We start from the raw sequence: 25570 nt of genomic DNA on the forward strand, positions 1-25570 counted from the left end.
GACTATGCGGATCAGCGCCGCCGCACGATACGCCGTAAAATGTCCGGCAACTGTACGCTACCCTTTCCAGGAATGCCATGACCCCGACCACGCCAGACTCCCTGCACATCGTGTGCCCCCATTGCGACGCCGTCAACCGTTTGCCGGCCGCCCGCCTGATTGAACAGCCCACTTGCGGCAAGTGCCAGAAGGATTTGTTTACGGGCCAGCCCGTGGACCTGGCCAGCGCCCGTTTCCTCAAGCATATCGAACGCAGCGACATTCCCGTGCTGGTGGATTTCTGGGCGCCCTGGTGTGGCCCGTGCCGCAGCATGGCGCCATTCTATGTGCAAGCGGCCAGGACACTGGAGCCGGCGTTTCGTGTCGTCAAGGTCAATACGGAAGCGTCGCCAGACCTGGGCAGCCGTTTCAATATCCGCAGCATTCCCACCCTGGCCCTGTTTCGCAAGGGCATGGAAGTGGCGCGCCAGCCGGGCGCCATCGATGCGAATGCCATCGTCGCCTGGGCCAGGGACAAAGCCCGCCTGTGAGCCGCTCGGCAAACCATCACTGGTTTTCATTTGACATTTAGTATGGCGCCATATTATATTGCGCCATATGATAAAGCTCGAACAGAAATATACGGCCCTGCTGGGTGACGTGCAGCGCCGCGCCAGCGGTCTCGACATGACGCAGTCCACGGCGCGCTTGCGCCTGTGCTTTGAAGTGCTGGGCCTGGCATCGGCCATCGATGGCGATTGCGCCACGCGCCTGGGCCGGCACGGCTTGTCGGAAGGCAAGTTCGTCTTGCTGTCCCTGCTGCGCGACGTGCCTGACGGACTCTCGCCGCACGCACTGGCCGAGCGGGCCGGCGTGACGCGCGGCACCATCACGGGCTTGCTCGACGGTCTGGAGCGCGATGGTTTCCTGGCGCGTCATCCTGACCAGGTCGACCGGCGCAAGCTGCTGGTGCGCCTGAGCGCCAAGGGAGAAGCTGCCGCCGCCACCCTGATCGATGAACATGCGCAATGGATCGCCAGCCTGTTTGCCGATTTCACGCCGGAAGAGATGCAATTATTGAGTGGACTGCTGGAAAAAGCCTGGCGCAAGACGGACCGAGGTGCTGCATGAGCGGTGGCATCGCTGACGTGACGCCCGCGCGGCTGGCTCTGCTGAATGGGGGCAGCGTGGCCAGCGCCACCCTGACGGAGGGGCTGGCCATCGATTTCGCCCAGCTGCTGGCTGCAGCCGTACCCGATCTCGGCGCCGCCCGCCTGGAGCGGATGCGCGCGCAGGCCGCCGCGGGCATCACCAAACGCATGGCACTGGCGGCGCAATTGCTGCTGGAGGCCAATGTTGACCTGGCTTTGCTGCAAGCGCATCCATCCGACACGGTACGTGGCTGGGCCTGCTTTGCCATCGCCGCCCAGGCTGGCCGTACCCTGCCGCAACAGCTGGCCGCCATGCGGCCGCTGGCCGACGATGGCCACTTTGGCGTGCGCGAATGGGCCTGGCTGGCGCTGCGGCCCCATCTGGCAGAGCATCTGCCTGACGCCATCGCGCTGCTGGCGCCGTGGACGGCGGACCCGTCGGAAAGAGTGCGCCGCTTTGCCTGCGAAGCGCTGCGTCCGCGCGGCGTGTGGTGCGCGCATATCGCCCAGTTAAAAGAACAGCCGCAGCTGGCCTTGCCCCTGTTGCAACCCCTGCGCGCCGACCCGGCCGTCTACGTGCAGGATTCCGTGGCCAACTGGCTCAACGATGCGGCCAAGAGCCAGCCAGGCTGGGTACGCAGCCTGTGCGCGCAATGGCTGCAGGAAAGTCCCAATGGCGCCACACAGCGCATCTGCAAGCGGGCCCAGCGCTCGCTGGCCTGACGATTCATCTTTTTAAGGAGAAACCATGCATTACCTGTTAGAACTGTACAGCCCGAAACCCGCCTGGCTGGCCCTCGATGGCGCCGCGCGCCAGGCGTATTTCGCCAAGGTGGGCGCCGGCATGGCGGCCCTGTCGGGCAGCGGCGCCGAAGCGCTGGCCATGGGCGCCATCGACGGCGGCAAGCTGCACGCGGCTGCCCAGCAATTCTATGCCGTCTGGCGCTTCCCGGACGAGGCGGCACTGGATACCTTGCTGGCCGGCATCGCCGCCACGGGCTGGCATGATTACTTTGAGACCATCAATGCGGCGGGACCGGCCGTGGATTTCCCCGCGCACCTGGCGCAGTTGGCCGCAGCCTAGCGCCCGACGTTTTTCTTGCCGCTGCGGTACAGTTGGCATTTCCATTCCACCACCGACGTTGATGCCAATCAAACTGCTTTCCACCCTGATGCTTGCCCTGGCGCCCATGCTGGCGTCGGCAATCCCTGCCACCCCGCAAGCCCTCGTCGTCGCCGCCCGCAAGCAGGTGGGCGTGACCGTGCAGTACGATCCGCGCTATGAACGGCTGGCCTATCCGGGCGGCGACGTGCCGCTGGAGCGGGGCGTGTGCACGGATGTGGTGGTGCGCGCCTACCGCCAGCTGGGGCAGGACTTGCAGGTGCTGGTGCACGAAGACATGCGCAAGGCGTGGCAGGTGTACCAGCAGCAGGGACGCTGGCAAATGAAAGGGCCGGACCGCAATATCGACCACCGCCGCGTGCCGAACCTGGGTACCTACTTTGCCCGCCACGGCACGAGCCTGCCGCCAAGCAAGAAAGCGAACGCTTACCGCGCGGGCGACATCGTCACCTGGCGCCTGCCGCGCAACCTCACGCACATCGGCATCGTCAGCGACAAGCAGTCGTGGAGCGGCGTGCCGCTGATCATCCACAACATCGGCGAGGGCGCGCGCGAGGAAAATATATTATTCAGCTATCCGATCACGGGGCACTATCGCTGGCAACCCCGCTGAGTGGCAGGGGCGCCATCTCTTGCAGGATCGTCAGCACAAGGGCCAGCGCCGTGTCGATATCGAGTTTGTCGATGGCGCCATAGCCGAGAAACAGGCCTTCATGGCGGGCGGGGCCATGGTAAAAGCTGGCCAGCGCATACAGGCTGACGTCGGCCAGGCGCGCGCAGCGCAGCAATTCGGCGATATCGAGCGGCGCCTGCGCCAGCGCCGCCACGTGGAAGCCGGCGCTGGCCGGCACCAGGCGGAACCACGGTGCCAACGGGCCGTTGAACCAGTGCTGCAGCCGTTCGCGCCGCCCCGCATAGATGTCGTGGCAGCGGCGGATATGGCGCAGCAAATGGCCATCGCCGATGAACTTGGCCAGCGCATGCTGGCCCAGGCTGGCCGTATGGCAATCGCTCAGGTATTTCACCGTCTGCATGGCGGCTACGAGGGCTTGCGGCAGCACCACATAGCCGAGGCGCAATTCCGGCAGCATGATCTTGGAAAAGCTGCCCACGTGCGCCACGACGCCATAGCGGTCCATGCTTTGCAGCGCATCCTCGGGCCGGCCTTCATAGCGGAAGGCGCTGTCGTAATCGTCTTCGATGATGATGGCCCCCAACTGCCGGGCACGCTCCAGCAAGGCGTGGCGGCGCGCCATGCTCATCGGCATGCCGAGCGGGAATTGATGCGCGGGCGTGACATAGATCAAGCGCGTGCCGTCGGGGATTTGCGCGACGACAAGGCCATCCTCGTCCACGTCGATGCCCACCACGCGCGCGCCCTGGCTGGCGAACACGGCGCGCGCCACCGGGTAGCCGGGTTCTTCCACGGCAACCGTGTCGCCCGGCTCCAGCAGGGTCAGCGCGAGCAAGTGCAAGGCTTGCTGCGCGCCGCTGGTGACCAGCACTTGTTCCTCGGTGCAATGGATGCCGCGGCTGAAGGCGGCATGGCCGGCGATCGCCGCGCGCAAGGTGGGCAAGCCTTCCGCAGGGCCATAACGGCCGCGTGCCTGGCCACCCTGGCGCAGCGCATGCAGCATGCAGGCGCGCCATTCATCCTGCGGGAAGTGCGCGGGCGTGGCGCGTCCGCCGATGAAGGCGTAGCGCGCGGGCGTTTCCTGGCTGGCGCGGCGCAAAGGCGTGGGCGTCGCTTCCCAGCGGGCGATGCGCTGCGCGCTGGCCAGCGGCGTGCTGGCATGGCGGCGCTGCGGCGAGGCGTGCGGCGTCTGCACGAAGCTGCCCACGCCGACCTTGCCGACCAGCAGCTTTTCATAGCCGAGCTTGTCATACACGTCGGACACCGTCTTGCGCGACAGGCCCAGCTGGCTGGCCAGCAGGCGCGTGGGCGGCAATTGCTGGCCATCCGTCAGGCGGCCCGAGCGGATGGCTGCGCTGAGCTGGCGGTACAGCTGGCCGCCCAGGTCGCGCGTGCCGTCGATCAGGATATGTAATTCCATGGGGTTTCTGCTGGTGGTCTGCTGCTTTTCGGGGGGATTGGCCTGCCGCGCACTGTTGCCGCGCTTCTAGAATAGTGCATCTCTCATCATCAAGGAATGCATCATGACACAGCAACGACTCGATTTTACACAAGCTTCGCCCGACGCCGTCAAGGCCATGTACGCGCTGGAAGCGGCGATTGCCAAGCTGGGCGTGGAACACTCGCTGCTCGAGCTGATCCGCCTGCGCGCTTCGCAAATCAATGGCTGCGCCTTTTGCGTGGACTTGCACACGAGCGATGCGCGCAAGGCGGGCGAAACGGAACGCCGCCTGTATGCCGTGTCCGTCTGGCGCGAAACGCCATTTTTTACGGCACGCGAGCGGGCCGTGCTGGCCTGGACGGAAGCGCTGACCCTGCTGCCGCAAAGCCAGGCGCCCGATGACGTGTATGCGGCGCTGGCGCAGCAATTGACGCCGGCGGAAATGGTCAACGTCACCCTGGCCATCGGCTCCATCAATACCTGGAACCGCCTGGCCGTGGGTTTCCGCAAGATGCCTGAATAAGCTCTTTGTTCGTTCGCGAACAGACGTCTGGCTGGTTCCTGCGTAGGCTGACCATACGATTGATATCCTAGGGAGCAGCCATGCAAATACATACGGGGGAAGGCGCCGAAAAGACGCCGGGGCAGCAGGAAGAAGCGGAGGAAGAAGCACGCCGCGCATTCATCGCCGAACTGTGGCGGCGTTTTGAAACCTTGCAGGAATGGGCCGTCAGCCACTGGCCCGACCAGCAACATCCCTTGAGTTCCGCCGACTTCGTCGAGGCGCGCAAGGAGATTTTGAGTTTGCGTTCGCCGGCCGGATCGTTGAACCAGCCGGCCGCGCGCGATGCGGCGGAGCCGGCCCCGGAGCAGGGCGGGGCGCAGTATGTTGACGTCACCCCTGCACCGTGGCCGTAATCCTGGCTGTATATTGCTCGTAGGTCGGATTAGCGCTTGCGCGTAATCCGACGTCACCCGCCAACAATGTTGTCGGATTACGGTTCTGCGAACCTAATCCGACCTACGCTTCTGCCTTACCCTGCGCAAACACCCAGCAAACCAAACTCACCAGCAGCCCCGCCATCACCCCATACGCGAGATTCAGGGCGCTGTCGAACAGCAGCGGCGCCACCAGGCCCGAGACCAGCGCGAACAGCAGCATCTGGATGAACGATTGCATCGACGAGGCCAGGCCGCTGTTGTTGGGGAAGTGGTTCAAGGCCATCAGGGTCATCGGCGGCATGGCGATCGACAGCGCGAACGAGTAGAAGAACAGCGGCAGCACGGCCCATGGCACTTCAGCGGCAAAGAAGTAGTTGTAGCCGATGTTGGCTGCAGCCGCCACCAGCATCAGGATGAAGCCGGCCCAGATCATCTGGCGCTGGCTGTAGCGGTGGGCGATTTTCGCCGACAGGGCCGAACCGAACACCATGCCGCTAATTAAGGGAATGAACAGCCAGGCGAATGCCGTTTCCGGCAAATGCAGGATGTTGATGATGAAGTAGGCGGCCGAGCCGATGTACAGGGCGAAGCCGCCGAAGGCGGCGCCGATGGCCGTCGACAGCAGCAGGAACTGGCGGTGGCACAGTACTTTCCAGTAATTGACGGCGATGTCGCCCAGGTGGAAGGCGTGGCGCTGTTCCTTCGGCAGGCTTTCCGGCAGCGCGCGCCAGACGACGATGAACATCAGCACGCCGAAGGCCGTGAGGAACCAGAAGATCGACCGCCAGCCCAGGCCCACCTGCAGCCAGCCGCCCAGCACGGGCGCAATCGCCGGCGCCAGCGCGAACACCATCATGATGTGTGAAAGGATTTTTTGCGCGGCGGCGCCCGAATAGCGGTCTTGCACGATGGCGCGGCCGATCACGGAACCGGCGCCCGCCGCCAGCCCCTGCAGCACGCGCCAGGCCAGCAGCCAGCCCAGCGACGGCGCCAGCGCGGCACCCACGGAGGCGACCACATACAGCACCAGCGAGACGAGAATCACGGGACGGCGGCCGAACGAATCGGACAGGGTGCCGTAAAACAGCATCATGAAGGCGAACGTGAACAGGAAAAAGCTCAGGGTCTGCTGCACCAGCAGGGGGCTGGCATTGAAATCTTGCACGATGGCGGGGAAAGACGGCAGATAGGTGTCAATTGCCAGCGGTCCGACCATCGCCAGGCCCGCCAAAATCCAGGTTAATAATTTAGTCATGTCAAAGAGTGTTTTTGTTAGTCCGTCATTTTACGCTAGCGGCGGGAATCGGGTCCGGTGCCGCCGCGGTTTGCCATCCATATGCGTTTTTCGCATATCAAAGCTCGCAATCCTTCGTTGGCTTTGCCTGTCTGCGCCGTTAAGCTGGGGCGACCCGGCCTGTTTGCCTTTTTCTGGAAGTGATACGCCATGCACAGCATTTATCCCGCAGCGCCCGCCGACGACACGGCCCAGTGGAACCTGGGGCCCGTGATCGCGGCGCTGCGCACCTCGCGCGAAGACAAGCACAAGATCCGCCATAACGGCAGGGTGCGCGAACTGCCGTCGCGCGAAGCGCTGACCACCATCGTCAATGGCCTGTCGGCAGCGCTGTTCCCCACGCATTACGGGCGGCCCAACCTGACCGATGAAAGCATCGACTATTTTGTCGGTGACACGCTCAACACTACGCTGAACCGCCTCAGCGAGCAGGTGCGGCGCGGCCTGCTGTTCTCGGCTCCGGCTCACGCCGTGCCGGCCGGCGATGAGGGCGATGGCGCCAGCGACGATGCGGCCCTGGCGCAGCAGGCGCGCGAGATCACGCGCGCGTTTGCCGCCAGCCTGCCCGATATCCGCGCCTTGCTGGTGTCGGACGTGCAGGCTGCCTACGCGGGCGACCCGGCCGCCACGTCAGTGGCTGAAATCATGTTGTGCTATCCGGGCACCATCGCCATCCTGTACCACCGTCTCGCGCACCGGTTGCACGCGCTGGGCGCGCCGTTCCTGGCGCGCCTGATCGCCGACATCGCGCACACCTTGACGGGCATCGATATCCACCCGGGCGCGCACATCGGCGCGTCCTTCTTCATCGACCACGGCACGGGCGTGGTGATCGGCGAGACGGCCATCATCGGCCAGCGGGTGCGCCTGTACCAGGCCGTCACCCTGGGCGCCAAGCGTTTTCCGGCTGACGCAAGCGGCGCGCTGATCAAGGGCACGCCGCGCCATCCCATCGTCGAGGACGACGTGGTCATCTACGCGGGCGCGACCGTGCTGGGGCGCATCACCATCGGCGCAGGATCGACCATCGGGGGGAATGTGTGGCTGACGCAGAGCGTGCCGCCTGAGAGTAACGTGTCGCAGGCGCAGATGCGCAACGACTGAGAAGGATGGAAGGGACAACGAACCCCAGCGCAGAAACTGGGGTCGTACCCTCAGGGTACGACCCCGGTATTTGCGCTTGGGCTTACTTCACAGTCAGCGCTTCATAGCGCGCCACTGGCACGCCATCTTTCAGCAGCAGCAATTCCTGGTCGGCGTAGCGATAGCCATTGACTTCGCCCAGGGTGGTCAGGAGCAGGCGTTCGAGGTCCATGTCCTGCGGCTGGCACATCATCATGGTGCCGGCCATCTGTCCAAAGTTCAAGGTGCTGATGCCATCGCTGGTGTAGCCGCCCATCATCTGGTTGCAGCCGCTGTGGCCACTGGCGCGGCCTTCGGCCAGCTGCAGGGTCACTTCGCGCTGTTCAGGCGCCTTGCGCACCACTTGCTTGCCCTTCAATTCCTTCAGCTTCCACTGCGTGCCCGTCAGCTTGGGTGCCGGCTTGGCGGGCGAGGTAGCGCCTGGCGCGGCGGCGGCAGCGTCGCTGCGCACGGGCGTTTGCGCACAGCCGGCGGTGATGGCGACGATGGCGGCGAGGGGAATCAGTCTGGCGAGTGTGAACATGGCAATCCTTCTTCAAATGAATGGCGCCAGCGTAGCAGATTGGCGCCACGCCAGCGTGCACGGTTGAAAAGCCTACCGCTCCTGTTCCAGGCGAGAGTCGAGCAAGGTGCGCGCCGCCGCCACGTAGGCGTGGCAGGCTTGCGGGTCGATGAAGGCATCGCTGCCGGCCGTGGCGCTCGCTTCGAGCCGCTCCCACAGCTGCGACGCTTCCGGATGCGCCGAAATGAGCACGTCGCAGGGCAGTTTTTCCAGGGTCTCGAAGCTGTGGCGCAAATCCGCCACCGCGTTTGGATACTCGCTGCTGGCGCTGAACTTGAAGCCGGGGCGCGAGACGGCGTTGAGGCTATCCGCGTAGACCATGTTCAGGCAGCGGGGGCCGTCGCACGATTGCCACGTCCAGCTCAGGCCACCGGGCGTGTGGCCCGGCGTGGCGTGCGCCGTCAGCTTGACGGGGCCGACGTCGAAATGGCCACCATCGCGCGCCAGGCGCATGTCCTTCACGGGCGGGTACTTGGGCAGCGCATGGTATTGCGGATCGTCCGGCCCCACTTCGCCCGACGCCAGGTCCAGCGCCGCCGACGGGCTGGCGGCCACCAGCGCATTGCTGCGCCGCTGCAGTTCGGCCAGGCCGCCCGCATGGTCGATGTGGCCGTGCGAATTGAGGATCAGCTTGACGTCCTCGATGCGAAAGCCCAGGGTGGCGATATTGGCGATGATCTTGGGCGCCGATTCCGGCAAGCCGCCGTCGATCAGCACGTGGCCCTGCGGCGACGTCACCAGCACGGAACTGAGGCCTTTCACACCCACATAATAGGTATTGCCGAAGATGCGGAACGGCGCCTGGTCAGCATTCCAGATGGCGCAGACGTCGCAGCCCGGCGTCGGCGGCGTGGCTGGCGCCTGCGCCCATGCCAGGCAGCCATGGCCTGCCAGCAGCGCCAGTGCCAGCGCGCGTGTAAGAGTGAGGGGCATTGCAATCCTTATCCGTGTTGCCAGGGTGGCGTATGCTGACACGGAACGGGGCTGGACGCAAACGCATCCTTGCATGCATGGCTGCTGGCGAAGCGGGTGTTCAGGCCGTAGCCAGGGTGGCGCTGCCGGGCTCGATGCTGACCTGGCGACCCGCGTGGCTGGCGGGCAGGCGCGGGCCCTGGCCGAAGACCTTGTGGCGCAAGCTGCCTTCCTCGTAGTGGGTGCGATAGCGGCCGCGCCGCTGCAGTTCCGGCACGATGTGGGTCACCACGTCGGCCATGCTGTCGTGCGCCACGGCGAAGGCCAGATTGAAGCCGTCGATGCCCGTTTCGTCCAGCCAGCTTTCCAGCTGGTCGGCTACCTGGCGCGCATCGCCCACCAGCACCGGGCCGCGTCCGCCCAGGCCGATGTATTCGGCGGCCTCGCGCACGGTCCACTTGCGGTCCGGGTTGGCCTGGCTGAACGACGCCAGCGCCGAGCGCCCGGCCGGGGAATCGATGTAGTCGATGGTGGCGTCGAGCGGGTAGCGGCTGAAATCGACGCCCGTCCATCCCGACAGCAGCACCAGCGCCGCCTCGATATTCACGTGGCGCAGGTAGTCGGCGTGCTTGGCGCGCGCCTCTTCTTGCGTGGCGCCCGTGATGACCAGCGCCTGCGCGTAGATCAGCAGCGCATCGCCATCGCGCCCGCTTTGCCGCACGGCGGCGCGCAAGTCGTCGGCGTAACGCTTGACCACCGTTTTGCTGGGACCACTGACAAAGGTGGCTTCCGCGTGGCGCGCCGCAAAGCGCGTGCCGCGTGGCGAGGTGCCCGCCTGGTACAGCAGGGGCGTGCGCTGCGGCGACGGCTCGCACAAATGGATGCCGGGCACCTGGTAGTGGCGCCCGGCATGGTTGATCGGATGTACCTTGGCCGGATCGGCGTAGATGCCGCGCGCCTTGTCGTTGACGACGGCGTCGTCGTCCCAGCTCTTTTCCCACAGCTTGTAGACGACGTCGAGATATTCGTCGGCCAGGTCGTAGCGCTCGTCGTGACCCAGTTGCTGCTGCAAACCCAGGTTGCGCGCCGCGCTGTCTAAATAGCCGGTGACGATATTCCAGCCGATGCGTCCCCCCGTCAGGTGGTCGAGGGTGGAAATGCGCCGCGCGAACGTGTACGGATGCTCGTAGGTGAGGGCGCAGGTGACGCCGAAACCCAGGTGCGTGGTGGCTTGCGCCATGATGGGCACGAGGGCCAGCGGGTCGTTCAGCGGCACTTGCACGCCGTGTTCCAGGGCCGCATCGAGGCTGCCCCGGTACACGTCATACACGCCCAGCACGTCGGCAAGAAAAACCGCGTCGAACAGGCCCGCTTCCAGCAGCCGTGCCAGTTCCGTCCAGTGCGCAGGATCGGTATAGCGGTGGCTGCGGTCGCGCGCATGCGTCCATAGCCCCGGCGACTGGTGGCCGACGCTATTCATCTGGAAGGCGTTGAAACGTATCGTCTTTGCCATGGCTTATTTTGCCGCCGTCTGCAAGGCTTGCTGGTAGTCGGGTTTCGAATAGCCGGCAAAGTGTTTATTCGTGATGTCGAGGAATTCGCGCGAGCGGTAGGCTGCCGCCAGGTCTTTCGCGAACTGCTTGTCCTTGTCGGCCGTGCGGATGGCTACCAAGTTGATGTAGTTGGGCGAGATTTTCTCGGCCACCAGCGCCTCCGTCAGTTTCAGCCCCGACGCCAGCGCGTAATTGCCGTTGATGAAGGAGTAATCGGTATCGCCCAGCGAGCGTGGCAGCTGCGCTGCTTCCAGCGGCAGCAGCTTGATTTTCTTCGTGTTGACGGCGATATCCTTTTCCGATGCGCGCACGGGGTCGAAGCTGGCGCGCAGCTTGATCCATCCCAGCTGGTCGAGCAGCACCAGCGCGCGCGCCTGGTTGGTCGGATCGTTCGGCAAGCCCACCGTCGTGCCTTCTTTCACGTCGTCCAGGGTCTTGTGCTTCTTGCTGTAGATGGCGATCGGCGCCGTAGGTATCGTGATCAGGTCCGTCAGCGCCAGCTTGTGTTCCAGCGCGAATTTCTTCAGGTAGACGATGTGCTGGAACACGTTGGCGTCCAGCGAACCCTCGGCCAGCGCGAAGTTCGGCTGGATGTAGTCATTGAATTCCACCAGCTTGACCTTGTAGCCCTGCTTTTCCAGGATAGGCTTGATGCCCAGCTTGATCTGGTCCGCGTACGGCCCGGCGCTGGTGCCGATGGTGATCTCCTTCGGGTCCTTGGCGTGGGCGAAGCTGGCCGTCAAGGCCAGAGTCAGGGCGCTGAGGAGGATGCTGCGGCGGGTGATGGTCATGCTGGCTCCTTGGTGGGTGAATTATGAGTACGCCGTCGGCTCGGGCACGGTGCCGGTCAAGGCAAAGCGTCCCAGGTCGCGCAGCTTGTAGTCGATGGGGTCGTGCAGGGTATGCACGCGCACGTTGCGCCAGTAGCGGTCGAAGCCGTACTGGGCCGAGGTGGAGCGGGCGCCCGTCAGTTCGAACATCTGGCTGCTGATTTCCAGTCCCGCCTGGTGCGCCAGGCACTTGGCTTCGGCCACGGCCACCGCCAGCAAGCCCCGTTCGCGCGCCGTCACCAGCGCACCCTTGCGAAACACCTTTTCCAGTTCCTGCGCCGCAGAGTCGGCCAGCACTTGCGCGGGGCGCAGCAAGAGCCACAGCTGGCCATAGCGGTGCTGGATCAAAGGGTCGTCCGTTGCCTTGGCCACGCCCGAGGCAAACCAGGCTTTCGCCTGCTCGTCCGTGTAGCGGCGCGCCGCTTCGAACGCGCCTTCGGCGATACCCAGATATAAATTTGCCATGATCAGCTGCGCGATCTGCGAGCGCACGGTCGCTTGCGGTGTGGCGGCCTGCGCGGGCGCCTGCAGCACCAGCTCGTGGGGCAGGGCGACCGCCTGGAAATGCACATTGCCGCTGTCCGTCTGGCGCTGGCCGAAGGCGTCCCAGTCCGCCTGCACGCTCACGCCATCCTGGCGCGTGGGCAGGGCGGCGATCAGCGCCGTTTGCGTTGGCGCGTGCCAGGCCGAGACGGTCAGCCAGTCGGAACCGACCGAGCCGGAAGAAAAGCTCTTGATGCCATCGAGGATAAAGCCACTGTTGGTGTCGCTGGCCGTGACTCGCTTGTCGAGGGGATTCAAGGCATTGCCCCAGAACAGGCGCTCGTCGACGGTCAGGGTGAGCAGACGGCGCTGCTGTTGCGCGCTGCCATACAGCTGCAGGCCGGCCAGCTGCAAATGGTGGAAGCCGAAGACATGCGCCAGCGCGCTGTCGGCGCGCGCCAGGATGCGGATCACCTGGTACACGAGGGGCCACGACGCGCCCTGGCCACCGAATTCCACGGGAATCGACAAGGTGAGCAGACCCGACTCGCGCAGCCATTCACGCTCCTGTGCGGCATGGCCGCCGGCCTGGTCGCGGGCATTCGCCGTTTCGGCCAGGCGCGCGGCCAGCTTTGTTGCGATGCGGATGGCGTCCTGCAAGGGTTCCTGCACAGGCGACTTGGGAAGGGGGGCATGCAGTAAAGCGCTAGACATGAGTGATATTCCAGAAAGACGATGAGGCCGATATTGCACCGCCCCGCGTGCGCCGTACACGAAGAAAACCGCGCATGGATATGCGAAAAAAGCCGCGCGGCAGAATGCGCGATGGCGTGAGGGGCGTCAGGCCCGGATAGTCAAAAAACGCATATCGAAGCGCGAAAGCATTCGTTTTGCCAGGCCGCTGATGGCGATAGGCTGCAAGCATCCGGGCAACGCCACTTTCGATCACCTACAGGGACGGGCATCACATGAGCATCTTGTTATTGGGCGGTAGCCCGCAACTCCCATCGAGTTCCAGCCGCTTGCTGCTGCATATCGGCGAGCAGCTGGCGCTGCAAGGCCACAGCTGCGCCAGGCTGCATGTGCGCGACTTGCCGGCGCGCGCCCTGCTGCTGGCCGACTACGACGACGCGGCGATTGCCCGCGCCGTGCACGCCGTGGCCGATGCCGACGCCATCGTGATCGCCACGCCCATCTACAAGGCCGCGTATACAGGATTGCTGAAAGCCTTTCTCGACCTGCTGCCGCAAGATGGCCTGGCCGGCAAGCTGGTGCTGCCGCTGGCCACGGGCGGCGGCCACGCCCACACCCTGGCGCTCGACTATGCGCTGCGTCCCGTGCTGCATGCGCTGGGCGCCAAGCAGGTGTTTACCAGCATCTACGCCAATGCGCAGCAGCTGGAATGGCACGTAGAGCGGGGCCTGAGCCTGGACGCGCCGATTGCCGCACGCGTGCAGGCCGGCATCGAAGAGCTCTCCACCGGCCTGTTCGTGCTGCAGGGCCGGCGTCCGCCCGCGCCAACAGAGGTCCCGCATCCCCTGCGTTCGCTGCAAGACCAGCCTTACGCCCCGCAATTTCAAGCCGCCTGATTATTTACCGACCAAGGAACCCTCATGACACACCGCCACGCACAACGACTCTCGCGCCGTACCACTCTGGGCTTGCTGTTTGCCGCCGCCGCCGGCGTGATGGCGGCCGGCATGCCGGCTGCGGCGCTGGCGCAGGCCAAAGGGGAGCTGCAGGTGCAGGTGCGTATCGGTTACCAGAAATACGGCACCCTGACCCTGCTGAAAGGACGCGGCACGCTGGAAAAACGCCTGGCCGAACAGGGCGTGGGCGTGAAATGGACGGAGTTCCCGGCCGGCCCGGTGCTGCTCGAAGGCTTGAACGTGGGCAGCATCGATTTCGGCACCGTGGGCGAGGCGCCGCCGATCTTTGCACAGGCGGCCGGTGCCAACCTGGTGTATGTCGGCAATGAACCGGCGTCGCCGGCCAGCGAAGCCATCGTCGTGCCCAAGGGTTCCGGCTTGCGCACCCTGGCCGATTTGAAGGGCAAGAAAATCGCCCTGAACAAGGGCTCGAACGTGCATTACCTGCTGTTGAAGGCACTGGAAAAAGCCGGCGTCGCGTATGCCGATATCCAGCCCGTGTTCCTGCCGCCGGCCGATGCGCGCGCCGCTTTTGAACGGGGCAGCGTGGATGCCTGGGCCATCTGGGACCCGTTCCTGGCGGCGGCTGAAAAGCAGCTGGGCGCGCGCGTGCTGGCCGATGGCAAGGGCCTGGTGGCGAACTACCAGTTTTATCTGGCCTCGCGCACGTATGCAGAAAAAAATCCCGAGATCCTGCGCATCGTGCTCGATGAAGTGGCCAAGGTCGATGACTGGGGCCGCAACAACCCGGACGAAGTGGCGACGATTTTGTCGGCGCAGACGGGTCTGAGCAAGGAGGTCGTGGCGCTGGCCGCCTCGCGCTATGCGTATGGCGTGAAACCCGTTTCCGTCGACGTCATCGCTTCGCAGCAAAGGGTGGCGGACGCCTTTTCCAGCCTGAAGCTGATTCCGAAACCGATCGTTGTCAAGGACGCGCTGCTGCCGGCGCGCCAGCTCGCTACCAGCACAAAATAAGGAACAAATATCATGTCATTCAATGTCTTCTGGTTCATCCCCACCCACGGCGACAGCCGCTACCTGGGCACGTCGCAGGGCGCGCGCCCCGTCGATGCCGATTACTTGCGCCAAGTGGCAGTGGCCGCCGACACGCTCGGCTACGACGGCGTGCTGCTGCCGACGGGCCGCTCCTGCGAAGACGCGTGGGTGGTGGCGTCGTCGCTGATCAGCGTGACGCAAAAGCTCAAATTCCTCGTCGCCATCCGCCCCGGCCTGTCCACGCCCGGCCTGGCCGTGCGCATGGCGTCCACGTTTGACCGCCTGTCGAACGGGCGCCTCTTGATCAACGTCGTCACGGGCGGCGACCAGGGCGAGCTGGAAGCGGACGGCCTGTTTGCCGACCACGCCAAGCGCTATGAAATCTCCGATGAATTCATCAAGGTGTGGCGGGCCACCCTGGCGGGCGAGGGCGGCGCGGCTGGCTACGATTTCGAGGGCAAGCATATCCAGGTAAAGGGCGCGAAAACCCTGTACCCGCCCGTGCAGAAACCGTATCCACCGCTGTATTTCGGCGGCTCGTCGGAGCCGGCGCATGCACTGGCGGCCGAGCAGATGGACGTGTACCTGACGTGGGGCGAGCCGCCCGCCGCCGTGGCCGAGAAAATCGCCGACATCCGCGCGCGTGCCGCAAAAAAAGGTCGCACAGTCCGGTTTGGCATCCGCCTGCACGTGATTGTGCGCGAAACGAACGAAGCCGCCTGGCGCGCGGCCGATGAGTTGATCAGCCACCTGGACGACGACATCATCGCCAAGGCGCAGGCGGCCTTCGGCAAGATGGATTCCGTGGGACAGCAGCGCATGGCGGCCCTGCATGGCGGGCGGCGCGACAAGCTCGAAGTGTCGCCGAATCTGTGGGCCGGCGTGGGCCTGGTGCGTGGCGGCGCGGGCACGGCCCTGGTGGGCGACGCGCCCACGGTGGTGGCGCGCATGCAGGAATACGCGGACCTGGGCATCGACACCTTCATTTTCTCCGGTTACCCGCACCTGGAAGAAGCATACCGCTTCGCCGAACTGGTGTTCCCGCTGCTGGGCAAGGGCAAGGCCGTGGGTGAGCAGTCACTGACGGGGCCTTTCGGCGAAGTCATGGCCAGCAATATCGTGCCGGCCGCGCCGCAGAAAAAGGCAGCCTGAGATGGCGACGGCCACCGTCAGGCATCCGCCCGGCACGCCATGGCGCAATGCGTTGGCGCCGTGGGCCTTGCCCGTGGCGCTGCTGCTGGCCTGGCAGCTGGCCGCGCAGTGGGGCTGGCTGTCGAGCCGCATCCTGCCCGAGCCGTGGGCCGTGGCGAAAGCCTTCTGGCACCTGGCCGCATCGGGCGAACTGTGGCTGCACCTGAAAACGAGCTTGTGGCGCGCGACGGTCGGTTTCGTCATCGGCGCGGGACTGGGCTTGCTGCTGGGATTATTCACGGGCAGCTTCCGCCATGCGGAAACCCTGCTCGACACGACCTTGCAAATGGTGCGCAACATCCCGGCGCTGGCCCTGATCCCGCTGGTGATTCTGTGGTTCGGCATCGACGAGACGGCCAAGCTGTTTCTGCTGGCCGTCGGCGTGTTCTTCCCCGTCTACCTGAACACTTTCCACGGAATCCGCTCGGCCGACCAGGGCTTGATCGAAATGGCGAAAAGCTATGGCTTGTCCGGCTGGCCCTTGTACCGCGACGTGATCCTGCCGGCCGCCATGCCCTCCATTTTAGTTGGCGTGCGCTTTTCGCTGGGCCTCGTGTGGGTGCTGCTGATCGTCGCCGAAACCATCTCGGCGCAGGCCGGTATCGGCTACATGACCATGAATGCGCGCGAATTCCTGCAAACGGACGTGGTGCTGGTGGGGATTTTGCTGTACGCCTTGCTGGGCAAGCTGGCCGATTTGTTCTCGCGGGGGTTGGAGCGCCACTGCCTGCGCTGGAATCCCGCCTACCGATAGTGACGAAATGACGAAAGAAGACACCATGCTGCTCGCCCCCATCCAGATCGAAACGGATTTTTTGTCGCACTTCGTGCAGTACGACCCGGCCAGCGCGCCGCCGCAAGCCAAGATCGCGCCGCAAGCTCCTTTGGCGCGCCGCGGCGTGCCTTTGGAACTGACGCAATTGAGCAAGGCCTATGGAGAGCGCCCCGTGCTGAACAACGTCGACCTGCAGCTGGAAGCGGGCGAGTTCGTCGCCATCGTGGGGCGCAGCGGCTGTGGCAAGAGCACCTTGCTGCGCTCCATCGCGGGCCTGGAAAGCATCGACGAGGGCAGAATCGCCATCGGCAGCGGCGTGGGCGCGCCCGATATCCGCATCATGTTCCAGGAATCGCGGCTGCTGCCGTGGAAGACGGTGCTCGACAATGTGGCCTTGGGGCTACCCCGCTCAGTCGGCGCGGCGGCCGCCTCGCTGTGGACGGTGGGTCTTGCCGAACGCGCCGACGACTGGCCGGCGGCCCTGTCGGGTGGGCAGAGGCAGCGCGTGGCGCTGGCGCGCGCCCTGGTGCACGAACCGCAACTGCTGCTGCTCGATGAACCCCTGGGCGCGCTCGACGCGCTGACGCGCATCGAGATGCAGCAGCTGATCGAGTCGCTGTGGCTGGCGCGCGGTTTTACGGCCGTGCTGGTGACGCACGATGTGGCCGAAGCCGTGGCCCTGGCCGACCGGGTGCTGCTGATCGAGGATGGGCGGATCACCCTGGACGTGCAAGTGGACTTGCCGCGCCCCCGTCAGCGCGGCCATGCGGCTTTCGCCGCGCTGGAGCAGACTATCTTGTCGCGGGTGCTGCAACCGCAGGGTCGGACAACTGCGCCAGCACGATGAACCCATCCGCATCGACGGTCGCCACGATGCTCTCATAGCTGTCGATGGCCGGGTGGCGCGTGGCCAGCGGGTGCGCATGCGTGGCCGTGACGACGATGACCTTCGCACCGGCCGCCTCGCCCGCCTCGATGCCGACGGAGGCATCTTCGAACACCAGGCAGTCAAAGGGCGCCACGCCCAGTTTTTCCGCCGCCAGCAGGTAGCAATCGGGCCTGGGTTTTCCTGCCTTGACGTCTTCCGCCGTCACCATGATGGCGGGAATGGGCATGCCGGCCGCCTTCAGGCGCGCCGTCGCCAGCGCGCGCGGCGCCGACGTAACGATGGCCCATTGTGCGGGCGGCAGCGACTGTAAAAAGCGCAGCGCGCCCGCGATTTCAATAATCCCTTCCACATCGATGATTTCCGCATCCGTGATGCCCTGCGATTCGCGCTGCGCGTCGACGCCGGGCAGGCGCAGTTTGGCGATGGTGTCGACCGAGCGCGCACCGTGGATGGTGGGCAGGAAGGTTGCCACGTCGAGGCCCTGGCGCTGCGCCCAGGTGCCCCAGATGCGTTCGGCGGCGGCGATGGAATTGATGACGGTGCCGTCCATGTCGAACAGAAAAGCGCGGTAGCGGCCGGCGGCCGATGGTGGCGGGGGTGAAAACGGCGAGGGCAGTGCGGACATGGCTTCCTTCCGGATGATGGGCTGGAAGCCATTGTAACGGCAGTCGATTTTTATTTCACAGGTAGACCGATTCAAAGCGGGCCACGGGCGCGCCATCCTTGAGCAGGATCAGCTTCTCGCCCTCAAGCAGGTAGCCCGTCACGCTGTTCAAGTTGGCCAGCACCGCGCTTTCCAGCTGCATCAGGGGCGGCGGGCAGGCCATGCGCGTGCCAGCCAATTGCGTGAAACGCAGGGCCGTGCCGGCCAGCGTATAGCCGCCCATCACGCGGTTGCAGCCCGTGAAACCGGTGACCTTGCCATCGTCGCTGAGGGTGATGCGCACTTCGCGCTCCTGCTGCGGCGCCATCGTCACCGGGGCGCCATCGAGCTGCGTCAGCTTCCAGTAGGTATTCGTCAGGCTGGCCTGCGGCGCCAGGCCGTTGTCTGGCTTGGCGCTATCGCTGGTGGCGGCGCAGCCGCCGGCCATGGCGATGGCGGCGGCAAGGGGCAGGTATTTGAGATGATGCGTCAGGCGATGCAGCATGGGATGCTCCTGTGAGGGGGGATGCCCGCACATTAGCAGATTTTTCGTGCCGGCTAGCGTACCGTAGCGGCTATTGCTTTCCATTTTGCCAGCCTTGGCATTAAACTCATGCTTTCTGCTGTTTCAACCTTGATCGGGGAGCCGGGCCGATGCTGCAAGCGCAAGCGCTGGATAATCGACTGGTCGCCACCACTGGCGACGACGTGCTGGTCGACCGCATCGTGCCCGGCGCGCCGCTGGTGATCGCCTTCGGCTTCGTCTCGTGGACCTCGCGTCCCGCCTTCGATTTTTATGGACGCCTGAGAAAACTGGAGCAGGTCAGCGGGCAGCCGCTGAACAAAATCCTCGTGCGCGATTCGGGCAATGCCTGGTATCACCGCCAGATCGCGGGCCTGGGTAATCACGTGGATGAAACGGCGCAGGCCCTGCGCGAGCTGGTGCGCCGCATCGCGCCTAGCCAGCTCACTACCCTCGGCCAGTCCATGGGCGCGTATGCGGCCGTCATGTTTGGCTTGCTGCTCGATGCGCAGCAGATCGTCGCCTTCGGGCCGCTGTCCTTCCTCGACGTGCAGCAGGCGCGTTTGTACCATGAGCTGCGCTGGCTGCCCGTGATGGAATCGCTGGCGCAAGACCCGCCGCTCTCGGGTTACTATGACCTTGCGGCCCTGTGCCGCGCCAGAGCGACCGAGCATACGCAGCTGCACCTGCTGTTCGGCACGCGGCCCGACGCGGCCAACTCAGGCGCCAGCGCCAGCGAATCGGTGAATCTCGACGCCATGCACGCGCAGCGCCTGGCCGCCTTCGGCCGCTGCACCCTGCATCCGTTTCCCCATTCGGGCCACGCGGTGGTGCAGCACCTGATCGACACAAAACGGATCAACGGCGTGCTGGCCAGCTGCATACTCGGTCTCACGCTGGAAGCTGAACCGATGCCGGAGATCGGCGCCGCCTGGCAGGACTGGGTGGCGGAAAACCTGCGTTTGGGCTGCGCCAGCGAACAGCTGGTGGCGGTGCTGCAGCAGCACGGCTTTTCGCTGGCCAGCAGCATGGCTGCCGTGGCTGCCGTTGCTGCCGCCCGCGCCAAGGCCATATGACGGCGCAGTTCGAGCTCGACACCCTGAAAATCCGCCTCGCCGCGCCCGAGCTGGCGGCGCTCGACTTGCGCGTGCGGGTGCAGCGCGCGCTGCGCCAACTGATACTCGATGGCGTGCTGGCGCCGGGCCTGCGCCTGCCGGCCACGCGCGCGCTGGCGCAGTCGCTGGGCGTGTCGCGCGATACGCTGGAAATGGCGTATGCACAGCTGCGCCTGGACGGGTATATTCAGCGGCAGGCGGGATCGGGCAGTTTTGTCTCGCCGACGATAGGCGCGAGCTTGCTGGGCAAGCCTGCGGCTGCGCTGCCGCCCTTGTCCGCGCAGCCGGTGGCCCTCAGCGCGCGCGGTGCGCAGATTCTCGCCAGCGGCGGCGTCACCGACCAGCAGAGCGTCAAAGCTTTCGCCACGGGCTTGCCGGAAACGCGCGCCTTTCCCCTCGACGTGTGGGAACGCTTGCGGCGCCAGGCGGCCGGCGAACACCGTGCCGGCGTCCTGCTGCACGGCGACCCGCAAGGTGCCGCACCGCTGCGGCAAGCCATCGCCGACTATGTGAATCTGGAGCGGGGCGCGCGGGCCACGGCAGATCAGGTGCTGGTCTTGAGCAGCACGCGCCAGGCGCTGTACCTGTGCGCGCAAGTGCTGGCCGATGCGCATGGCCCGATATTGATGGAAGACCCCGGCTATTTTGGCGCCCGCAAGGCGTTCGAGATGGCGCAATTGCGGGTGCTGCCCGTGCCCGTCGACGCGCAGGGCTTGTCGATCGACCACTTGCGGGCGGACCGCAGCGGCGCCAACACGGTGTACGTCACGCCGTCGCATCAATACCCGACGGGCGTCACGCTGGCGCTCGAGCGCCGCCTGGCCCTGACGGCCTGGGCTGCCGAGCGCCAGGGCTGGATCATCGAAGACGATTACGACAGCCAGTTTCATTACGCGGGCTTGCCGACGGCGTGCGTGCAGGGGCTCGACACGCAGCAGCGCACGATCTATCTGGGCACCTTCGCCAAGTCGCTGTATCCAGGCCTGCGCATCGGCTACATGGTGCTGCCGCCCGCGCTGGTCAAACCGATGACCTATGCGCGCAGCATCCTCGATGGCCACACGCCGCAACTCGATCAATTGACACTGGCCCGTTTCATCGCGGACGGCCATTTCGCGGCCCATGTGCGCGCCATGCGCAAGGTTTACGCCGTGCGCCGCGACGCGATGGCGCAGGCCGTGCGGCGGCACTTGCCGCACGTGGTCACGGCGCAGCTGCCGCCGGGTGGCTTGCAAATGCCGTGTCTGCTGCACGAGGGCAGGGTAGAGCTGGACACGCTACGGCAGGCGGCGCAGGCGGGCATCGTGCTGCCGGGCCTGAGCCGGCTGTATGCGACGCCACCAAAGCGCGGCGGCTGGCTGCTGGGCTTTGCGGCGCTCACGCCGCACGAGATCGACAGCGGCATCGTCCGCCTGGCGCGCGCCTTGGGCTGATGCCGTCAAAGTGGTCTGTTATATGTGTTTGAATTGGACTGCTTGAGCAGTCCATGTGGCCATTAAGATGCTCCCTTTCAATGGCAGGGGCATCCACATGACAACCACCACCACCACCACCACAAGCGCCGCCATGGCCGACCGGCTGCACTGGCGCGATCTTGCTGCCCCCACGATGGCCGCCTGCATCTCCGTGCTCGTCAACTATGGCGGCACCTTCGTGCTGGTATTCCAGGCGGCCCAGCTGGCCCAGCTGAGCGCGGCGCAGACGGCGTCCTGGGTCTGGTCGCTGAGCATCGGCGTGGGCGTGACGGGCATCTGGCTCAGCTATCGCTACCGCGCGCCCATCATCACGGCCTGGTCCACGCCCGGCGTGGCCTTCCTGGCCACCGTCATGCCGCACACGCCGTATGCCGAGGTGATCGGCGCCTATATGGTGTCCGCCATCGCCTTCATTCTGCTGGGCATGTCGGGCGCCTTCGAGCGCCTGGTGCGATGGATTCCTGGCGGAATCGCGGCGGGTTTGCTGGCAGGCATCTTGCTGCAGTTCGGCGTGAACGCGTTTGGCGGCGCCAGCGCCGACCCGCTGCTGGTGGTGGTGCTGCTGCTGTCGTACGCCGTGCTGCGCCGCTTCACGGCACGCTTTGCCGTGGTCGGCATCATGCTGATCGGCCTGGCACTGCTGCTGGCGCAAGGGCGCATCGATGCGCAAGGCATCGAACTGGCCCTGGCCGCGCCCGTCTTCGAGATGCCGCGCTTTTCCGTGGCATCGCTCTTGGGCGTGGCGCTACCCTTGTTCCTGATCACCCTGACGGGCCAATACATGCCCGGCATGCTGGTGCTGCGCAATGACGGTTACCCGGTCAGCGCCAATCCCATTTTGACGGTGACGGGACTCGGTTCGCTGCTCATGGCGCCGTTCGGCGCGCACGCCTTCAACGTGGCCGCCATCACGGCCGCCATCTGCACGGGCAAGGATGCGCATGCGGAGCCGTCGAAGCGCTATGTCGCGGGGCTGGCCTGCGGCGTGCTGTATATCCTGGTGGGCATCTTCGGCGTCACCCTGGCCAGCCTGTTCATGGTCTTGCCGCGCAGTTTTATTACCGCGCTGGCGGGCTTGGCGCTGCTGGGCGCCATCGGCAACAGCCTGGCGCAGGCGATGGCCGACGTGCGCATGCGCGAAACAGCGCTGATCACTTTCCTGGCGACGGCGGCGAACGTGACCCTGCTGGGCGTGGGCGGCGCCCTGTGGGGACTGGCAGCGGGCTTGGCGGCGCACGTGCTGATGCATGGCTGGCGCAAGGCGGCTTGACGGCGGCATAGCCATTTTGCCAGCCGCCGCATACAATTGCTGCGCCCGTGCCCGTTGGCACAGTACTTTCCCCGATGTGAGCGATGGCCGCCGGCTGGGTGTGAATGTTTACTTTTACTATTAATGAAGAGTGAGAAAGCGATGCCTGTCAGTTCCTACCTGAATACCCGTCCTGTGCTGGGCGAAAGAGTCTACCTGCATGACACGGCGCAAGTGATTGGCGATGTGCAGATCGGCGACGACTGTTCCATCTGGTGCAACAGCGTGCTGCGTGGCGACGTCAACCGCATCGTCATCGGCGAAGGCAGCAATATCCAGGACTTTTCCATGGGCCATGTGTCGCACAAGAATGCGGCCAAGCCCGACGGTTCTCCCTTGACCATCGGCAAATACGTGACCATCGGCCACTCCGTGATCTTGCATGGCTGCAGCATCGGCGACGAATGCCTGATCGGCATGGGCAGCATCGTCATGGATGACGTGGTGGTGGAAAAGCACGTGATGCTGGGCGCGGGCAGCCTGGTGTCACCGGGCAAGGTGCTGGAAAGCGGCCATCTGTACGTGGGCCGGCCCGCCGCCAAGGTGCGCGCACTGACGGAGGCGGAGATCGCCTACCTGCGCTATTCGGCCGAACATTATGTGCGTGTGAAGAACAATTACCTGGCCGGTGGCGACGACGCCTGATTGTCGGCATGATCGAGGCGGCGCAGTTCCGGCCGCGGCGCCAGGTCTTGCGGCAGGCGCAGGCCGGATACCAGGCCCATGCGTTGCCACAGCAGCAAGACCCACCAGCCCGGGTCCCATTCGCCCGGCAGCAGGCCCAGCCTGGCCGAGCCCGGATAGGCGTGGTGGTTGTTGTGCCAGCATTCGCCCATGGTCAGCAGCGACGTCAGGCGGATATTCCTGCCTTGCACGGCGGCGCCATCGACATGAAAGTGCATTTGTCCATGGTTGTGGGCAAAGTAGCCGATCAGCCAGTGGCCGAGCACGCCGGCGCTGACCCTGGCGCAGACACCCCAGCAGACGAAACCCCAACCGCCCCAGGCAAAGAACAGCAGCGCCCACGGCAGTTGCTGCAGTATCCAGGTGGCTTCCAGAAAACGGTAAAAGCGGTCGTGCGCGATGCGCGGCTCGATGGCGATGCGCGGCGGATGGTCGAGGTCCAGGCGGCAGAACAATTGCCACCAGGCATCACGCCAGAAGCCGGCGCCGTGGCGCAAATAGGGGTGGCAGTCGGGCAGGCGCTGGGCGTAGTCGCGCAGCTCATGCTGGCGCAGCAGGCCCAGCGGGCCGCTGAGTCCCACCAGCACGCCCAGGTAGACGAGTACATATTCCAGCCATTGCGGGCATTTATAGCTGTCGTGGATCAGTTTGCGGTGGCTGCCCAGCGAATGGCCGAACAGCAGGACGATGGCCGTGCTGATGACAAACAGCAGCAGGCCCGTCCAGCTGAAGAAGAACAGGGCGCCAGTCACGGCACCGGCCAGCATGGCTGTCAGCCACAGCGATGGCAAAGGCGCATGGCGCACCGCGCCGTCAATGACGCTGCCGGCGTGCGTGGCGCGGGCGCGGTGGCTGTCCAGGCTGGCAACCGTCATCAACCCTCGGGGGCCGACGACGGTTGCGTGTACTTGTCGAAGTTGGTGATGTAGTCGTTGAAGTTGTCGGTCAGCATGCGCTTGTACTGTTCCGTGAAGAACGCCACGGCGCCTTCCTTCTCTTCCTGCATCTTCGCCACGTCGTTGCTCTTGCTGGCGACGAGGAAGGCGTTGAAGCGGGCGGCTGCGTACAGCAGCGAGGTGGCCACTTCATTGCCGCCGCTATGCTGGCATTGCTCATTGGCCAGGGCGATGACCTGGTCGGCGCGTTCCCAGAATTCCGGGCCCGGTGCTGGTTTTGTCGTTGGTGTGTTCATGAAAATCCCTATGAAAGTGCGCGCCAGTCTACACAGGGGGGCGCAGGCTGTCCAGCCGCGCGGCTGCCGGTCAGGGCGCTTGCAGGATCTGTTCCAGCAAAATGGGCAGCGGCTGGCGGATATCGAGCACGATGCCGTCTTCGTCCGGCTGCAAGGGCTGCAGGGTGGCCAGCTGGCTGTCGAGCAGGCTGGCCGGCATGAAATGGCCGGGGCGCTGCAGGCGGTGCTCCAGCACGGCGCGCGGGCCGTCCAGGTGGACAAAGCGCAGGGCCGGGTCGCCCTCGCGCAGCACGTCGCGGTAGGCGCGCTTCAGGGCTGAGCAGGACACGACCAGGCCGCTGCCTTGCGCGCAGGCCGTGGCGATGCGTTCGCGCAGGGCGGCCAGCCAGCCGGCCCGGTCGGCATCGTCGAGCGCAATGCCGGCGGCCATCTTGGCCACGTTTTCCGGGGCATGCACGTCGTCGCCTTCCACGTACGGCACGTGCAAGGCGTCGGCCAGCAGGCTGCCGACGGCGCTCTTGCCGCAGCCGGAGACACCCATCACGACCCAGCGCACGGCGGGCACGCCCACGTTCAAGGCGCCGAAACGATGACGGTGACGCGGCGGTTTTCTGCCTGGCCAGCCTTGGTGGCGTTCGAGGCGACGGGCTTGCTCATGCCCATGCCCTTGACGACGATATTGCCGCGTGGAATGCCGACCACGCCCATCGCATCGGCCACCACGTTGGCGCGCGCCAGCGACAGCTTGTTGTTGAGTACTTCGGCACCTTCGTTGTCCGTATGGCCTTCCACGCGCATGTGGCTAATGCCCACTTTCAGCAGGGCGGCGCTGATTTTCTGGATGGCGGCCCGGCTCGGGGCCGTCAGGCTGGAAGCGCCGAAATCGAACAGCAGCTTGTCGGTAAAGCTCAGCTCCCAGCCTTCGTCCGTCTGCTTGAAGCCCTGTTCCGTCAAGGTGGCGACTTGCTCGGCGTTGAACAGCGGTTTGGTCTCTGGCGTGCTCTGGCAGGCGGCCAGCAGGCCCAGCATGAACAGACCGAGGAAGCCGCGGCGTAATTGTGTGTAGATGAATTGCATGGTGT

30 protein-coding genes are annotated in these 25570 nt (G+C 65.3%); 17 read left to right on the plus strand and 13 right to left on the minus strand.

Going from position 1 to position 25570, the window contains the following annotated elements:
* Window positions 1–77 precede the first annotated feature (77 nt).
* The 5 genes from trxC (at window position 78) to C8C92_RS11720 (ending at window position 2866) form a co-directional block, all read left to right on the plus strand.
* Window positions 78–530, plus strand: a complete 453-nt coding sequence (trxC, locus tag C8C92_RS11700; protein ID WP_116744001.1) for a thioredoxin TrxC — start codon at window positions 78–80, stop codon at window positions 528–530.
* Window positions 531–600: 70 nt separating this feature from the next.
* On the plus strand, window positions 601–1110 hold the full coding sequence (locus C8C92_RS11705) for a MarR family transcriptional regulator (RefSeq protein WP_207781077.1): 510 nt from the start codon (window positions 601–603) through the stop codon (window positions 1108–1110).
* Window positions 1107–1853 carry a HEAT repeat domain-containing protein gene (locus C8C92_RS11710; RefSeq protein ID WP_099759742.1) on the plus strand — a complete coding sequence of 249 codons (747 nt, stop codon included), beginning with the start codon at window positions 1107–1109 and terminating at the stop codon, window positions 1851–1853. Before C8C92_RS11705 ends, C8C92_RS11710 begins: the two co-directional genes overlap by 4 nt.
* 25 nt (window positions 1854–1878) lie before the next feature.
* Window positions 1879–2214 carry a DUF6616 family protein gene (locus C8C92_RS11715; protein WP_099759741.1) on the plus strand — a complete coding sequence of 112 codons (336 nt, stop codon included), beginning with the start codon at window positions 1879–1881 and terminating at the stop codon, window positions 2212–2214.
* Between the two features lie 61 nt (window positions 2215–2275).
* Window positions 2276–2866 carry a DUF1287 domain-containing protein gene (locus C8C92_RS11720; protein ID WP_099759740.1) on the plus strand — a complete coding sequence of 197 codons (591 nt, stop codon included), beginning with the start codon at window positions 2276–2278 and terminating at the stop codon, window positions 2864–2866.
* Here the strand turns inward: C8C92_RS11720 and C8C92_RS11725 are convergent.
* Window positions 2835–4307: a PLP-dependent aminotransferase family protein gene (locus C8C92_RS11725; RefSeq protein ID WP_116744006.1), complete on the minus strand. Its 1473-nt coding sequence runs from the start codon at window positions 4305–4307 to the stop codon at window positions 2835–2837. The two genes, C8C92_RS11720 and C8C92_RS11725, sit on opposite strands and share 32 nt — an antisense overlap.
* A 103-nt stretch (window positions 4308–4410) precedes the next feature.
* Here C8C92_RS11725 and C8C92_RS11730 point away from each other — a divergent pair, with 103 nt between their 5' ends.
* A complete protein-coding gene (locus C8C92_RS11730) occupies window positions 4411–4851 on the plus strand; it encodes a carboxymuconolactone decarboxylase family protein (protein WP_116744008.1) in 441 nt (146 codons plus the stop codon).
* Window positions 4852–4931: 80 nt separating this feature from the next.
* Window positions 4932–5246: a hypothetical protein gene (locus tag C8C92_RS11735; RefSeq protein ID WP_116744010.1), complete on the plus strand. Its 315-nt coding sequence runs from the start codon at window positions 4932–4934 to the stop codon at window positions 5244–5246.
* A 103-nt stretch (window positions 5247–5349) separates the two neighbouring features.
* Here C8C92_RS11735 and C8C92_RS11740 read toward each other — a convergent pair whose 3' ends face one another.
* Window positions 5350–6525, minus strand: coding sequence for a multidrug effflux MFS transporter (locus tag C8C92_RS11740; protein WP_116744011.1), 1176 nt, complete (start codon window positions 6523–6525; stop codon window positions 5350–5352).
* Between the two features lie 189 nt (window positions 6526–6714).
* Between C8C92_RS11740 and epsC the strand changes: the two genes are divergently transcribed.
* Entirely contained in the window at window positions 6715–7668 is a 954-nt protein-coding gene (epsC, locus tag C8C92_RS11745) for a serine O-acetyltransferase EpsC (protein WP_099759736.1), read from the plus strand.
* An 82-nt stretch (window positions 7669–7750) separates the two neighbouring features.
* Here epsC and C8C92_RS11750 read toward each other — a convergent pair whose 3' ends face one another.
* The 5 genes from C8C92_RS11750 to C8C92_RS11770 form a co-directional block, all read right to left on the minus strand.
* Window positions 7751–8230 (minus strand): META domain-containing protein, encoded by a 480-nt coding sequence (locus C8C92_RS11750; protein WP_099759735.1) that lies wholly within the window; start codon window positions 8228–8230, stop codon window positions 7751–7753.
* A gap of 72 nt (window positions 8231–8302) precedes the next feature.
* Complete coding sequence (gene bla, locus C8C92_RS11755; protein WP_116744012.1) at window positions 8303–9202, minus strand: subclass B3 metallo-beta-lactamase; 900 nt, start codon at window positions 9200–9202, stop codon at window positions 8303–8305.
* Window positions 9203–9302: 100 nt separating this feature from the next.
* Window positions 9303–10694 carry an LLM class flavin-dependent oxidoreductase gene (locus tag C8C92_RS11760; protein ID WP_116744013.1) on the minus strand — a complete coding sequence of 464 codons (1392 nt, stop codon included), beginning with the start codon at window positions 10692–10694 and terminating at the stop codon, window positions 9303–9305.
* 3 nt (window positions 10695–10697) lie between these two features.
* Window positions 10698–11525, minus strand: a complete 828-nt coding sequence (locus C8C92_RS11765) for a MetQ/NlpA family ABC transporter substrate-binding protein (RefSeq protein WP_116744014.1) — start codon at window positions 11523–11525, stop codon at window positions 10698–10700.
* Between the two features lie 21 nt (window positions 11526–11546).
* Window positions 11547–12761 carry an acyl-CoA dehydrogenase family protein gene (locus C8C92_RS11770; RefSeq protein WP_116744015.1) on the minus strand — a complete coding sequence of 405 codons (1215 nt, stop codon included), beginning with the start codon at window positions 12759–12761 and terminating at the stop codon, window positions 11547–11549.
* A gap of 254 nt (window positions 12762–13015) precedes the next feature.
* On the opposite strand from C8C92_RS11770, the gene ssuE reads away from it, so the two are divergent.
* The 5 genes from ssuE to C8C92_RS11795 are packed head-to-tail and all read left to right on the plus strand — an operon-like array spanning window position 13016 to window position 17505.
* Window positions 13016–13636: an NADPH-dependent FMN reductase gene (ssuE, locus tag C8C92_RS11775; protein WP_116744016.1), complete on the plus strand. Its 621-nt coding sequence runs from the start codon at window positions 13016–13018 to the stop codon at window positions 13634–13636.
* A gap of 24 nt (window positions 13637–13660) precedes the next feature.
* Entirely contained in the window at window positions 13661–14671 is a 1011-nt protein-coding gene (locus tag C8C92_RS11780; protein ID WP_165829382.1) for a sulfonate ABC transporter substrate-binding protein, read from the plus strand.
* 12 nt (window positions 14672–14683) lie between these two features.
* Window positions 14684–15844: an FMNH2-dependent alkanesulfonate monooxygenase gene (gene ssuD, locus C8C92_RS11785; RefSeq protein ID WP_116744017.1), complete on the plus strand. Its 1161-nt coding sequence runs from the start codon at window positions 14684–14686 to the stop codon at window positions 15842–15844.
* A gap of 1 nt (window position 15845) precedes the next feature.
* Window positions 15846–16637 carry an aliphatic sulfonate ABC transporter permease SsuC gene (gene ssuC, locus C8C92_RS11790; RefSeq protein WP_099759728.1) on the plus strand — a complete coding sequence of 264 codons (792 nt, stop codon included), beginning with the start codon at window positions 15846–15848 and terminating at the stop codon, window positions 16635–16637.
* 7 nt (window positions 16638–16644) lie between these two features.
* Window positions 16645–17505 (plus strand): ATP-binding cassette domain-containing protein, encoded by an 861-nt coding sequence (locus tag C8C92_RS11795; RefSeq protein WP_243420179.1) that lies wholly within the window; start codon window positions 16645–16647, stop codon window positions 17503–17505.
* Here C8C92_RS11795 and C8C92_RS11800 read toward each other — a convergent pair.
* Both C8C92_RS11800 and C8C92_RS11805 read right to left on the minus strand, forming a co-directional pair.
* Window positions 17450–18172: an HAD-IA family hydrolase gene (locus tag C8C92_RS11800; protein ID WP_116744018.1), complete on the minus strand. Its 723-nt coding sequence runs from the start codon at window positions 18170–18172 to the stop codon at window positions 17450–17452. The genes C8C92_RS11795 and C8C92_RS11800 overlap by 56 nt on opposite strands.
* A 55-nt stretch (window positions 18173–18227) precedes the next feature.
* Entirely contained in the window at window positions 18228–18695 is a 468-nt protein-coding gene (locus C8C92_RS11805) for an META domain-containing protein (RefSeq protein WP_165829384.1), read from the minus strand.
* A 149-nt stretch (window positions 18696–18844) separates the two neighbouring features.
* Here C8C92_RS11805 and C8C92_RS11810 point away from each other — a divergent pair, with 149 nt between their 5' ends.
* The 4 genes from C8C92_RS11810 to C8C92_RS11825 all read left to right on the plus strand — a co-directional run bounded on the left by C8C92_RS11810 (window position 18845) and on the right by C8C92_RS11825 (window position 23257).
* Entirely contained in the window at window positions 18845–19789 is a 945-nt protein-coding gene (locus C8C92_RS11810; RefSeq protein ID WP_116744020.1) for a hypothetical protein, read from the plus strand.
* Window positions 19786–21261, plus strand: coding sequence for a PLP-dependent aminotransferase family protein (locus C8C92_RS11815; protein ID WP_116744021.1), 1476 nt, complete (start codon window positions 19786–19788; stop codon window positions 21259–21261). Before C8C92_RS11810 ends, C8C92_RS11815 begins: the two co-directional genes overlap by 4 nt.
* A 133-nt stretch (window positions 21262–21394) precedes the next feature.
* Complete coding sequence (locus C8C92_RS11820) at window positions 21395–22573, plus strand: benzoate/H(+) symporter BenE family transporter (protein ID WP_099764183.1); 1179 nt, start codon at window positions 21395–21397, stop codon at window positions 22571–22573.
* A gap of 141 nt (window positions 22574–22714) precedes the next feature.
* The gene (locus C8C92_RS11825) at window positions 22715–23257 is read left to right on the plus strand and encodes a gamma carbonic anhydrase family protein (RefSeq protein WP_071078004.1); all 543 of its coding nucleotides are present in this window, start codon (window positions 22715–22717) and stop codon (window positions 23255–23257) included.
* Here the strand turns inward: C8C92_RS11825 and C8C92_RS11830 are convergent.
* The 4 genes from C8C92_RS11830 to C8C92_RS11845 form a co-directional block, all read right to left on the minus strand.
* Window positions 23230–24171, minus strand: a complete 942-nt coding sequence (locus tag C8C92_RS11830) for an acyl-CoA desaturase (RefSeq protein ID WP_116744022.1) — start codon at window positions 24169–24171, stop codon at window positions 23230–23232. The two genes, C8C92_RS11825 and C8C92_RS11830, sit on opposite strands and share 28 nt — an antisense overlap.
* Entirely contained in the window at window positions 24171–24488 is a 318-nt protein-coding gene (locus C8C92_RS11835) for a DUF3144 domain-containing protein (protein WP_099759721.1), read from the minus strand. The genes C8C92_RS11830 and C8C92_RS11835 overlap by 1 nt, the downstream gene beginning before the upstream one ends.
* A 70-nt stretch (window positions 24489–24558) precedes the next feature.
* Entirely contained in the window at window positions 24559–25029 is a 471-nt protein-coding gene (locus C8C92_RS11840; protein ID WP_165829584.1) for a gluconokinase, read from the minus strand.
* Between the two features lie 32 nt (window positions 25030–25061).
* A complete protein-coding gene (locus tag C8C92_RS11845; protein ID WP_099759720.1) occupies window positions 25062–25565 on the minus strand; it encodes an OmpA family protein in 504 nt (167 codons plus the stop codon).
* Window positions 25566–25570 lie beyond the last annotated feature (5 nt).

This window comes from Janthinobacterium sp. 78 (genome assembly GCF_003096775.1).
Taxonomy (GTDB): Bacteria; Pseudomonadota; Gammaproteobacteria; order Burkholderiales; family Burkholderiaceae_D; genus Janthinobacterium; species Janthinobacterium tructae.

What these genes read in the sequence shown, in the direction of transcription:
- trxC (WP_116744001.1), top strand. Translation starts at nt 78, where the DNA reads ATGACCCCGACCACGCCAGACTCCCTGCACATCGTGTGCCCCCATTGC.
- C8C92_RS11710 (WP_099759742.1), top strand. Translation starts at nt 1,107, where the DNA reads ATGAGCGGTGGCATCGCTGACGTGACGCCCGCGCGGCTGGCTCTGCTG.
- C8C92_RS11715 (WP_099759741.1), top strand. Translation starts at nt 1,879, where the DNA reads ATGCATTACCTGTTAGAACTGTACAGCCCGAAACCCGCCTGGCTGGCC.
- C8C92_RS11720 (WP_099759740.1), top strand. Translation starts at nt 2,276, where the DNA reads ATGCCAATCAAACTGCTTTCCACCCTGATGCTTGCCCTGGCGCCCATG.
- C8C92_RS11725 (WP_116744006.1), bottom strand. Translation starts at nt 4,307, where the DNA reads ATGGAATTACATATCCTGATCGACGGCACGCGCGACCTGGGCGGCCAG.
- C8C92_RS11730 (WP_116744008.1), top strand. Translation starts at nt 4,411, where the DNA reads ATGACACAGCAACGACTCGATTTTACACAAGCTTCGCCCGACGCCGTC.
- C8C92_RS11735 (WP_116744010.1), top strand. Translation starts at nt 4,932, where the DNA reads ATGCAAATACATACGGGGGAAGGCGCCGAAAAGACGCCGGGGCAGCAG.
- C8C92_RS11740 (WP_116744011.1), bottom strand. Translation starts at nt 6,525, where the DNA reads ATGACTAAATTATTAACCTGGATTTTGGCGGGCCTGGCGATGGTCGGA.
- epsC (WP_099759736.1), top strand. Translation starts at nt 6,715, where the DNA reads ATGCACAGCATTTATCCCGCAGCGCCCGCCGACGACACGGCCCAGTGG.
- C8C92_RS11750 (WP_099759735.1), bottom strand. Translation starts at nt 8,230, where the DNA reads ATGTTCACACTCGCCAGACTGATTCCCCTCGCCGCCATCGTCGCCATC.
- bla (WP_116744012.1), bottom strand. Translation starts at nt 9,202, where the DNA reads ATGCCCCTCACTCTTACACGCGCGCTGGCACTGGCGCTGCTGGCAGGC.
- C8C92_RS11760 (WP_116744013.1), bottom strand. Translation starts at nt 10,694, where the DNA reads ATGGCAAAGACGATACGTTTCAACGCCTTCCAGATGAATAGCGTCGGC.
- C8C92_RS11765 (WP_116744014.1), bottom strand. Translation starts at nt 11,525, where the DNA reads ATGACCATCACCCGCCGCAGCATCCTCCTCAGCGCCCTGACTCTGGCC.
- C8C92_RS11770 (WP_116744015.1), bottom strand. Translation starts at nt 12,761, where the DNA reads ATGTCTAGCGCTTTACTGCATGCCCCCCTTCCCAAGTCGCCTGTGCAG.
- ssuE (WP_116744016.1), top strand. Translation starts at nt 13,016, where the DNA reads ATGAGCATCTTGTTATTGGGCGGTAGCCCGCAACTCCCATCGAGTTCC.
- C8C92_RS11780 (WP_165829382.1), top strand. Translation starts at nt 13,661, where the DNA reads ATGACACACCGCCACGCACAACGACTCTCGCGCCGTACCACTCTGGGC.
- ssuD (WP_116744017.1), top strand. Translation starts at nt 14,684, where the DNA reads ATGTCATTCAATGTCTTCTGGTTCATCCCCACCCACGGCGACAGCCGC.
- ssuC (WP_099759728.1), top strand. Translation starts at nt 15,846, where the DNA reads ATGGCGACGGCCACCGTCAGGCATCCGCCCGGCACGCCATGGCGCAAT.
- C8C92_RS11795 (WP_243420179.1), top strand. Translation starts at nt 16,645, where the DNA reads ATGACGAAAGAAGACACCATGCTGCTCGCCCCCATCCAGATCGAAACG.
- C8C92_RS11800 (WP_116744018.1), bottom strand. Translation starts at nt 18,172, where the DNA reads ATGTCCGCACTGCCCTCGCCGTTTTCACCCCCGCCACCATCGGCCGCC.
- C8C92_RS11805 (WP_165829384.1), bottom strand. Translation starts at nt 18,695, where the DNA reads ATGCTGCATCGCCTGACGCATCATCTCAAATACCTGCCCCTTGCCGCC.
- C8C92_RS11810 (WP_116744020.1), top strand. Translation starts at nt 18,845, where the DNA reads ATGCTGCAAGCGCAAGCGCTGGATAATCGACTGGTCGCCACCACTGGC.
- C8C92_RS11815 (WP_116744021.1), top strand. Translation starts at nt 19,786, where the DNA reads ATGACGGCGCAGTTCGAGCTCGACACCCTGAAAATCCGCCTCGCCGCG.
- C8C92_RS11820 (WP_099764183.1), top strand. Translation starts at nt 21,395, where the DNA reads ATGGCCGACCGGCTGCACTGGCGCGATCTTGCTGCCCCCACGATGGCC.
- C8C92_RS11825 (WP_071078004.1), top strand. Translation starts at nt 22,715, where the DNA reads ATGCCTGTCAGTTCCTACCTGAATACCCGTCCTGTGCTGGGCGAAAGA.
- C8C92_RS11830 (WP_116744022.1), bottom strand. Translation starts at nt 24,171, where the DNA reads ATGACGGTTGCCAGCCTGGACAGCCACCGCGCCCGCGCCACGCACGCC.
- C8C92_RS11835 (WP_099759721.1), bottom strand. Translation starts at nt 24,488, where the DNA reads ATGAACACACCAACGACAAAACCAGCACCGGGCCCGGAATTCTGGGAA.
- C8C92_RS11840 (WP_165829584.1), bottom strand. Translation starts at nt 25,029, where the DNA reads ATGGGTGTCTCCGGCTGCGGCAAGAGCGCCGTCGGCAGCCTGCTGGCC.
- C8C92_RS11845 (WP_099759720.1), bottom strand. Translation starts at nt 25,565, where the DNA reads ATGCAATTCATCTACACACAATTACGCCGCGGCTTCCTCGGTCTGTTC.